A 6,257-nucleotide genomic window follows, 5' to 3' on the forward strand; every position below is an offset into this window, starting at 1 on the left:
TTAATAATGACCGTATTTACGTGCAAAATCTTGCTCACTTGTACATAATAATATTATACCCTCTATAACCCCTATTATTGCTGGTATACCTGTCCAACAAAAAATTAGATACAATATTCCCATACCAATTTTACCTAAATAAAATTTATGTACTCCTACCCCACCTAAAAATATTGCTAATAATGCTGCTAAAACCTTATTCTTGTCACAAATTGGAGTAATATTCCCTAGCCCACCGGCTGAACTTGATGAACTTGATGAACTAGCACCTCCACCTCCTCCAGCATTCATGAATATCATAGGTTTCTGTTCACTCTTTTCTTCTAATTTTTCTATTCTTTTCTTATTTTCATTAAACAATCTTTCTACACAATTCTTACAATAATATTTGCCACCTATTTCTGTTTTACACTCTTCGCAAATAAATTTTCCACAGCCCACACAAGTACCTATAGCAGGTCTGTCATTATGGATATAACAGTGCATGCAATCCCCTCCATTTATCAATTTTACAAGACTCCCACTTATATAAGTGAGAGATTGAAGATTTTGCTTCAGTTGGAGTAGAGTCTCCACCTGAAGTCCCGATGTTTTGCTTTAGCAAAACGGGTTCACTAACTAATTCATATATCAGTATCAAAATTAAATAATATGCTCCGTTTTAATTTTAGCCCCAACTTTTTCAAATACAAACATACCTAATTAGATCAATATCAATTTACAAAATTTTCTCTTTCTCTCTTACTTTCCTCTTTTTTCCTATATTTCATACTTACCCCTACGGGTAATATTCTACAACAATTTGATTATTCCTCCTTAAAATTTAAAATTTTACATAAAGAAATAAAATAGAATCCTAATTTTAGCAGTTATAAAAACAATCTTAAAAGTATTTATTACATACAATAAACATAATATAATGAATGTAACTACTATAATAATTAATGCAAAATATATTTCCATATTTTGCACCCCAGGGGTGATTTTATTTATGCTTAGACTTTCTTTACTTGGAACTGGTGGAATGGTTCCTATGCCAAATCGTTTTTTAACTTCTCTGTTATTAAGCTGTGGTGGCAAAATGATATTAATAGATTGCGGAGAAGGAACTCAAATTTCACTTAAGTCTTTGGGTTGGGGAATAAAAAATATTGATATTATTTGTATAACTCATTTTCATGCTGATCACACGGCTGGATTACCTGGTCTTTTGAGCACAATTGGAAATAGCGGCAGAACAGAAACTTTAACCATTATTGGCCCACCAGGTGTGAAAAGCGTTGTTGAATGTTTAACCGTTATTGCTCCAATTACTTATCCACTTGAATTTGTAGAAATACCAATTGAAGGACTTCGGAATTATACACATGGAGATTTTACAATCAACACAATATGGCTTGAACATCATATACCATGTGCTTCATATTCTATTGAAATAAAAAGAAGTAGGAAATTCAATAGAGAAAAAGCTGAAAATAACAATATTCCAATCAAATTTTGGAACAAACTTAGAAATGGAGAAATAATTGAATATAATAATAAAACTTTCACACCTGATATGGTGCTTGGTGAAACAAGAAAAGGAATAAAAATCTGTTACAGTACGGACACTAGACCAGTTCCTGAAATGATCCCTTTCATAGAAAATGCTGATTTGTTCGTCTGTGAAGGAATGTATGGTGATGATAATGATTTTGAAAAAGCATATAGCAAAAAACACATGCTATTTTCAGAAGCTGCAAATCTTGCAAAAGAAGGCAATGTAAAAGAACTATGGCTAACACATTTTAGCCCAGCTCTTGTGAATCCAAGTGAATATATTGATTTTGCAAAAAATATTTTTGATAATGTAATTGTTGGTACCGATAGAATGGTTAAAGAATTGAGCTTCAAGTGACTCTATTCTTACCTTCTTCACATAATAAAATGTATCTCTTCAAATGTATTTCTTCGTGCAAATATTAATAATAGCATCATCACCTCTTGATTGTTTTCCTGTATTATTATATTGTGTAATATATAGGAAAATAGTCAAGAAGAGAAGGATGTGCATTAATTTGAAAAAATTATTTTTACTGTGCTTTATAGAAATACTGTTGCTATTTGCTTTACTAGGAGCTGTGCAATATCTAGGGATAAAGATAGGAATTATAATTTCGATACTACCAATTGTAATTGTACTTATATTAATCATTACATATGCTATAAAACTAAAAAAGAAAGCCAAATACCGAGGCTGAAATGCCTCGGTATTTGGTATTATTTTCTTTTGGAAAATTTTACACCCCTGGGGTAAATCAGTGTATACACTCCACTTCCAACAAATGCCCCTGCACTGTCGATAAGGACATCAGTTGCTCTTGGTCCCCTCCCAGGTACAAACAATTGATGAATTTCATCACTTGTTGCATAAGCAATGCAAAAAACAATAGCTAACAAAAATGCATTGAAAAGTTTAACACCACTTCTCATAAGTGCATTCATCATCAATAATCCCAATACTATATATACTGTAAAATGCGCACATTTCCTTATAATATGATCAAATTTTTGGATTAAATCTATAGTTGATTTTTTATCATTATCTATTTGAACAACCTTATCAACCGTCTCTATGATTACTTTTGTTACTTTTTTACTTAATCCATCTGACTCGGTTGCAGGCTGAGCTGAAAAAGAAAATATAATGACAAGCCATAATAACACAGCCGTCCATGATAAAATAATTGATATTTTATTTTTATGTTTATTCATACTTATCACTTCCTGGAAAAATTTACACCCCTGGGGTAGTCTCTAATCCATTTTATTCTTTTAGCAACCGATGGATGTGTTTTAAATTTTTCATCTACTTTATTATATTTCATTACTGTATGATTAAGTTTTGCTAATTTGTAAAGAGCTGATATAAACACTTCACCATCTACTCCTAATTCCAAAACAAAAGAATCTGCTTGTCTTTCCTGAATTCTATATATAAAATAAAGAAAAAATCCAAAATATAATATGAATACTATCGCAAATATCATAATGCCAAGCCATATAGGTATTTCAGAAATAGTTTTCTCGTAATACTCAAATAATTCTCCTAAAAGTGGAAAAACAATTAACATTCCTATTATAAGAGCCGTTCTTATCCATAAATGAAATTTTTTTATATGTCCTATTTCATGTGCTAAAATAGCTTTTGTTTCTTCCAGTGAGAAGTTTTCCAAAAGATAATCCGATATAAAAATTTGTTTATGTATCAACCCTGATACTAAAGCATTAGCATGTTTATTACTCTTCATTGGCCATAAAAAAATTTCTACTTTTTTTATACCACATTTATTTAAAAAATGAATTAATTCATTTTTTAAATCTGAATCATCCATAGGTACAGCCTTAAGTAAATACTTATTAAACAATGGAAGTATAAACGAGATAAGCATATAAGCAATTACAGGTATCAATATTTTAAAATACTTTTGAAATCTTACTCCTATGTTAAGTTCCTTAGGATTTATCTGTAAAACAGCTAACATAATAAGCACAGGAATAATTGAAAAAATCATAAATCTAATTAATAATCCTATTTGTTCTTTTTTAGTTGCCTCTGTTTTTCTCAACATCTTATTAGTATTAAAAAGAACTAACTGATTTATTACTAAAATTATTGTAATAATACTACAAATTACTCCAACTACAATAATTACACTAAATTTATGAAAATGTCTAAAATAAGGAGTTATTACTAGTGCATCAAAAAAGGCTGTACCAATTATAAGTATCGTATGAATATATTTACCTAATATGCTTTCTATGTAAAGAGCCTTCTCTATAGATTTAGTTTTGTTGTATTTCTTTATAACCCTACTACGTACAAATAACGAAAATAAAAAGTTTATTGCAACTAAAATTATGTTGACTAAAATTATCTGCAAAATTGACAAATTAAATAGATAATCAAGCATATACTTAACACATCCTTTCCATACTCCATACTTTATAAATTTATGTAATAATTGAAAATTTTCGTACTACATGTCCATATTTTACACCGTATCATTATAACATACATCTTTATACAATAAAATACCATTTTTAGGTGTTTAAAAAAATAACAAGTCAAAGATGCTAATAATTACAATTAATTACAATTTGGGTGAAAATAATTTGATGAAAATAATTTGGCCAAAAAACACACAAAACCGCCCTTTTGATATGACGGTTTCAAATATCTGTGCTAATTTATTTATATAGAATATCATACAAAAGCAAGTATATTTACTTAAATTTACTATAATTCAAAATTTTACACCCCTGGGGTCAATGTCATGGTTAAAAAAGCTCAATATAATTTGCATTATTTCGGTATAAATAACTCTACGAAGAAAATCTAAATTTCTATAGTATTCTATAATAAGTTTATTTTGTAAAAATATTGAATCATAGCTTTATGACATCGACCCTGGGGTGTTATTTCTATTACTGCTTTAAATTCTTGATCTCTTCTACACTTAATCCAGTAGCTTTTGACACTGTATCTTCATCCATACCCATAACCAATAGATTTTTGGCTGTTTTGAATATTCCTTCTTTAATTCCTTCCTTAATTCCTTTTTCCATTCCTTCTTTAATTCCTTCCTCTCTTGCACTGCTTATCATATTTGCCCTTTCATGAAGTGACTTTTCTCTCGCTTTATAAATCTCTATTGTCTTTGCATCACTACTTAAATATTCAAGTCTTTCCTCTACTCTCTTTATATCTTTATCCATTTCAATCAACTCCTTTAATTTTTCTTCTGAAATATCCTTATTAAAGAAAGTCAACCATCTCTGAAGTCTATCTTCTTTCAAATTCTTTACCTTCAATTCATTAAATTTTGGAATTTCTATAAAATGTATCTCTACCAAATCAGTGAGCATGTAATCCTTAGCTTCATCTTCCCACAGATGAAACTTAGTATGAAACTTATCAAGCTTTATATAATTAAAATCCAATATGTTTATAGTTATTACCTTTGACAAATTCTTGTAGTCTTCACCTTTAACTATTGTTTCATTGAAAATTCTTCCCCAGTAAAACAAAGTTCTCTTATCCATATTATGTTGATTTGTGAGTTGAACTTCTATGTCTATTTGAGTCCCATCTTCTGTTCTCGCTCTTACATCTAATATTGCAGTTTTATCATTTACGAGTTCTCTTGTTAGTTCTTTATTATCTATTATTTCTAATGTTACAAGCCTATCTCTATCTTTCCTATCTAACACTGCATTCAAAAATGCAATTAAATTATCCTTGACTTCATTTTCTCCGAAGAGTTTCTTGAAAATAAAATCATTCAAAGGTTTTAACCTCTCCATTATATCACCCTTTCCTATACTTATATTATATCTTAATTTTTGTTGTATTTTCACTATCTTTTGAAAAGTATTTGTATTTTTTATTAATACAAATTCTACACCAGAAGCAACAAAGATTGTTTGCTTCACTTCAAATCTTTGTAAGGTACCTGTTCATTACAAAAACTGCAATACAGTTTTTGTTGGTACAACATCAGAAGATATCAAAAATAGGATACTCGGTTCCAATGCAATATTGGAATCAAGCATCCATATGTGCAGGAATTTTAATTAGATTATCTTTCTACATAAGATGTATCAGCTCATTTTTTGCAATTGGAAGATTTTACGCCCCTGGGGTGTTATCTATTACTGCTTTAATTTCTTGATTTCTTCTATACTTAATCCAGTAGCTTTTGAGACTGTATCTTCATCCATACCCATAACCAATAGATTTTTGGCTGTTTTGAATATTCCTTCTTTAATTCCTTTTTCTATTCCTTCTTTAATTCCTTCCTCTCTTGCACTGCTTATCATATTTGCCCTTTCATGAAGTGACTTTTCTCTCGCTTTATAAATCTCTATTGTCTTTGCATCACTACTTAAATATTCAAGTCTTTCCTCTACTCTCTTTATATCTTTATCCATTTCAATCAACTCCTTTAATTTTTCTTCTGAAATATCCTTATTAAAGAAAGTCAACCATCTCTGAAGTCTATCTTCTTTCAAATTCTTTACTTTCAATTCATTGAATTTTGGAATTTCTATAAAATGTATCTCTACCAAATCAGTGAGCATGTAATCTTTAGCTTCATCTTCCCACAGATGAAACTTAGTATGAAATTTATCAAGCTTTATATAATTAAAATCCAATATATTTATAGTTATTACCTTTGACAAATTCTTGTAGTCTTCACCTTTAACTATTGTTT

At 29.3% G+C, this 6,257-nt stretch carries 7 protein-coding genes; 1 reads left to right on the forward strand and 6 read right to left on the reverse strand.

Annotated elements, in window-relative coordinates:
• Both CLTEP_RS15305 and CLTEP_RS15465 read right to left on the reverse strand, forming a co-directional pair.
• Positions 1 to 486: a TM2 domain-containing protein gene (locus CLTEP_RS15305; RefSeq protein WP_242863909.1), complete on the reverse strand. Its 486-nt coding sequence runs from the start codon at positions 484 to 486 to the stop codon at positions 1 to 3.
• Between the two features lie 345 nt (positions 487 to 831).
• Complete coding sequence (locus CLTEP_RS15465; RefSeq protein WP_278319544.1) at positions 832 to 963, reverse strand: hypothetical protein; 132 nt, start codon at positions 961 to 963, stop codon at positions 832 to 834.
• A gap of 28 nt (positions 964 to 991) precedes the next feature.
• Between CLTEP_RS15465 and CLTEP_RS10050 the strand changes: the two genes are divergently transcribed.
• Positions 992 to 1,897, forward strand: coding sequence for a ribonuclease Z (locus tag CLTEP_RS10050; protein ID WP_066826372.1), 906 nt, complete (start codon positions 992 to 994; stop codon positions 1,895 to 1,897).
• Positions 1,898 to 2,259: 362 nt separating this feature from the next.
• Here CLTEP_RS10050 and CLTEP_RS10060 read toward each other — a convergent pair whose 3' ends face one another.
• The 4 genes from CLTEP_RS10060 to CLTEP_RS10075 form a co-directional block, all read right to left on the reverse strand.
• Positions 2,260 to 2,754 carry a VanZ family protein gene (locus CLTEP_RS10060; RefSeq protein WP_066826376.1) on the reverse strand — a complete coding sequence of 165 codons (495 nt, stop codon included), beginning with the start codon at positions 2,752 to 2,754 and terminating at the stop codon, positions 2,260 to 2,262.
• Positions 2,755 to 2,759: 5 nt separating this feature from the next.
• Positions 2,760 to 3,953, reverse strand: a complete 1,194-nt coding sequence (locus CLTEP_RS10065) for a M48 family metallopeptidase (RefSeq protein ID WP_066826380.1) — start codon at positions 3,951 to 3,953, stop codon at positions 2,760 to 2,762.
• Positions 3,954 to 4,467: 514 nt separating this feature from the next.
• Positions 4,468 to 5,475, reverse strand: coding sequence for an Rpn family recombination-promoting nuclease/putative transposase (locus tag CLTEP_RS10070; RefSeq protein WP_242863910.1), 1,008 nt, complete (start codon positions 5,473 to 5,475; stop codon positions 4,468 to 4,470).
• A 219-nt stretch (positions 5,476 to 5,694) separates the two neighbouring features.
• Positions 5,695 to 6,257: Rpn family recombination-promoting nuclease/putative transposase (locus tag CLTEP_RS10075; protein WP_153016320.1), on the reverse strand; the 563-nt coding region annotated here is incomplete at its 5' end.

It is taken from the genome of Clostridium tepidiprofundi DSM 19306, from assembly GCF_001594005.1.
In the GTDB taxonomy this organism is placed as follows: domain Bacteria; phylum Bacillota; class Clostridia; order Clostridiales; family Clostridiaceae; genus Clostridium_AC; species Clostridium_AC tepidiprofundi.

What these genes read in the sequence shown, in the direction of transcription:
- CLTEP_RS10060 (WP_066826376.1), bottom strand. Translation starts at nt 2,754, where the DNA reads ATGAATAAACATAAAAATAAAATATCAATTATTTTATCATGGACGGCT.
- CLTEP_RS15305 (WP_242863909.1), bottom strand. Translation starts at nt 486, where the DNA reads ATGCACTGTTATATCCATAATGACAGACCTGCTATAGGTACTTGTGTG.
- CLTEP_RS10065 (WP_066826380.1), bottom strand. Translation starts at nt 3,953, where the DNA reads ATGCTTGATTATCTATTTAATTTGTCAATTTTGCAGATAATTTTAGTC.
- CLTEP_RS15465 (WP_278319544.1), bottom strand. Translation starts at nt 963, where the DNA reads ATGGAAATATATTTTGCATTAATTATTATAGTAGTTACATTCATTATA.
- CLTEP_RS10050 (WP_066826372.1), top strand. Translation starts at nt 992, where the DNA reads ATGCTTAGACTTTCTTTACTTGGAACTGGTGGAATGGTTCCTATGCCA.